The 1,882-nt window shown below is 75.7% G+C and carries 2 protein-coding genes; both read right to left on the bottom strand.

All coding sequences use genetic code 11. The features are described from left to right. Positions 1-87: 87 nt before the first annotated feature. A complete protein-coding gene (locus ABD308_RS23770) occupies positions 88-906 on the bottom strand; it encodes an acetoacetate decarboxylase family protein (RefSeq protein WP_344338380.1) in 819 nt (272 codons plus the stop codon). 99 nt (positions 907-1,005) lie between these two features. Then, a partial coding sequence (locus tag ABD308_RS23775) for an NAD(P)/FAD-dependent oxidoreductase (RefSeq protein ID WP_344338382.1) occupies positions 1,006-1,882 on the bottom strand: 877 nt, incomplete at its 5' end.

A 1,882-nucleotide genomic window follows, 5' to 3' on the forward strand; every position in this document is an offset into this window, starting at 1 on the left:
GCTCCAGGTGACGGGTGTCGCGGCGGAGCGCCGCGGCGGGGGTCGGGCGGGATCCGGCCCGGTGGACGGGCGTCGGGCGGGTGGGGATCAGGCGGGCCGCGGCCCGGCGCCGGAGGTACCGGACTCCAGCAGGGTGCCGCCGTCCCAGACCACCCCGACCTGGCGGTAGTAGGCGCCGATCGGCTCGTGGATCTCCAGCCGGGCGAGTTCCTCGGTGGGGGCCTCGAAGAGCTCCAGCTCGGCGTCGCCCGCCCAGGCCTGCCCGGCCTCGAAGGAGGCGGCGCCGGACTCGACCAGCTCGTCCAGGGCCAGGCCCTGGCCCTTGCCGATCGAGGGCAGCCAGCGGTGGTGGGCCATCGGGTGGCCGTTGACGAAGCCGTTGGTCCCGGACGGCTCGCGCAGCGTCACCACGGCCTGGGCCAGCCGCCGGTCGGCTGCGGCGACGGTGGCGCCGAAGCGGGCGCCGGCCTCGATCCGCGGCGCCGGGCCGTAGGGGTGCGGGCGGGTCAGGTGGATCGAGCCGAGCTTCTTCGGGTAGCCCTGGTGCAGGCCGCGGGCGATGGCGAAGTCCTTGTCCACCCAGATGTGGACGCAGCGCGAGTAGGTGCGGCCGCGGTAGGAGCAGCGCACCACCGCGAACGCCTCCTTGTACTGGGAGAGCACCGGATCCAGCAGTTCCCGCCCGGAGGCGGAGCACGACTGCCAGTCGGCCCAGATCAGGGCGACGGCGCCGGGGTCCTCCTCGGCGAGGTCCAGGGGTTCGGGGAGCAGTTCGCGCACCCGGGCGGGGTCGGTCCGGTACTCGATCGTCAGCAGGTCGCCGGAGTAGTGCCACGGCGGCGGGGGGATGAGGGAGGATCCGCCGGTGGCGGTCTTGGGGTGGAAGTAGCCGTGGACGGCGGCCATGGGTGCTCCTCGGTTCTCGGGGTTCGCGGCATCGCGCCGTGGGGGCGTCGCCGCCAGTCGGGGGCGCGGCGCCGGGGGTCGCCGCGGCGGGTACGGGGTTCAGGCCGCTTCGGCGGGCGGTGCCATCAGCCGGGCGCGGTAGCGGGCGGCGGCGGCGACGGCCGACGGACCGCCGAGGGCCACCACGCCGACCAGGCGGTCCTGCGCGTGGAAGCCGACCAGCAGGTCGCCGTCCGGGTCGCCGTCGAGCACCCGGGCGTCGGCGGTGCCGAGCGCGGGGGCGCCGAAGGACTGCAGCCGGTACTCGTACTGGTCGCTCCAGAAGGACGGCAGCGGGGCGAAGGGCGGCGTCTCGACGGGTGTTCCGCCCAGTCCGGCCAGCAGGGTCCTGGAGGCGTGCTTGGCGGTGTCGCCGGGGATGGACCAGTGTTCGACGCGGCGGGGCACGCCGTCGTAGCGGGCGTTGGGGAACCGCGCCACGTCGCCGACCGCGACCACGTGCGGCAGGCCCTGGACGCGCAGCTGTTCGTCGCAGAGCACGCCGTCGGAGAGGTCGAGGCCGTTGCCCTCCAGCCATTCGGTGTTGGCGATCGAGCCGACCGCCTCCACCACCACGTCGGCGGGCAGGACGGTGCCGTCGGTGAGGACCACTCCGCTGACCCGGTCCTCGCCCTCGATGCCGACGACGCCCTGCCCGAGCGCGAAGCGCACGCCGCGCGCCCGGTGGCGTTCGAACAGCGCGGTGGCCAGCAGTTCGCCCAGGGGCCGCAGCATCGGCAGCGGTTCGGGGTCGACGACGGTCACCTCGGTGACGCCGAGTCCGCGGGCGGTGGCGGCGATCTCGCAGCCGATGAAGCCGGCGCCGATCACGACCAGCCGTGCTCCCGGCCGGGCCAGCTCCGCCCGCAGGCCGACGGCGTCGGCCTGGGTGCGGACGGTGTGGCGGCCGCTGCCGGGGCCCTGGGGGCCGGGGCAG

Origin of the sequence: Kitasatospora putterlickiae, from assembly GCF_039527695.1 — a bacterium.
In the GTDB taxonomy this organism is placed as follows: Bacteria; Actinomycetota; Actinomycetes; order Streptomycetales; family Streptomycetaceae; genus Kitasatospora; species Kitasatospora putterlickiae.

Coding starts and splice junctions, on each gene's coding strand:
- ABD308_RS23770 (WP_344338380.1), bottom strand. CDS start 906: ATGGCCGCCGTCCACGGCTACTTCCACCCCAAGACCGCCACCGGCGGA.